Origin of the sequence: Caulobacter sp. (assembly GCF_017744445.1) — a bacterium.
In the GTDB taxonomy this organism is placed as follows: Bacteria; Pseudomonadota; Alphaproteobacteria; order Caulobacterales; family Caulobacteraceae; genus Caulobacter.
Genome location: NZ_JAGIBH010000146.1, coordinates 1 through 532 on the forward strand (window position 1 = coordinate 1; position 532 = coordinate 532).

The window sequence follows — 532 nt, forward strand, 5'->3', positions numbered from 1 at the left end:
AGGTGGGGGATGACCCGCCACGCGAGGCCCTGGTCGCTCACCGAGCGATCGAAGTCGGGGGCTTCGATGACCAGCGGATTGCGAGCGGACGGCGGCGCAAAGGCGATCGGCGCAGCGGGCTCGCGCGCGCTTACGCGTCTGACCTTGGGCATGACCTGACGGTCGGGCTGCTGCCAGGTGGTGTAGCCGATGTGGGTCTGGTCCATCATGTGGTTCCACTTGCCGCCCTCGAGCGCGTGGTAGGCCTCGGTCAGCGCCTGGTCCTCGCGCCAGGCGGCGTCGGCTCGGTCGGCGAAGGCGTTGGCACGGGGATCGTCCAGCTCGGCCAGGCGGCGGTTCCAGGCGACGGCGTAATAGAGGCGGTAGAGGTTGGCCATCGCGCGGACTTTGTGCTCGACGAGCTCGAACCAGGCGGCATGCTGTTCGGCCGGAATGGTCGCGGCGACCGCGCGCATGTCGCGCTCGAGCGCGTCCCACTCGGCGACGATCGTGCCGAACTCGCCGCCATCGAGCACCGGGCCGGCACCTTCGC

The 532-nt window shown here is 70.1% G+C and carries 1 pseudogene; it reads right to left on the reverse strand.

The window, feature by feature from the left end:
* Nucleotides 1-532: pseudogene (locus J7528_RS24130) on the reverse strand (hypothetical protein); the annotation flags it as partial.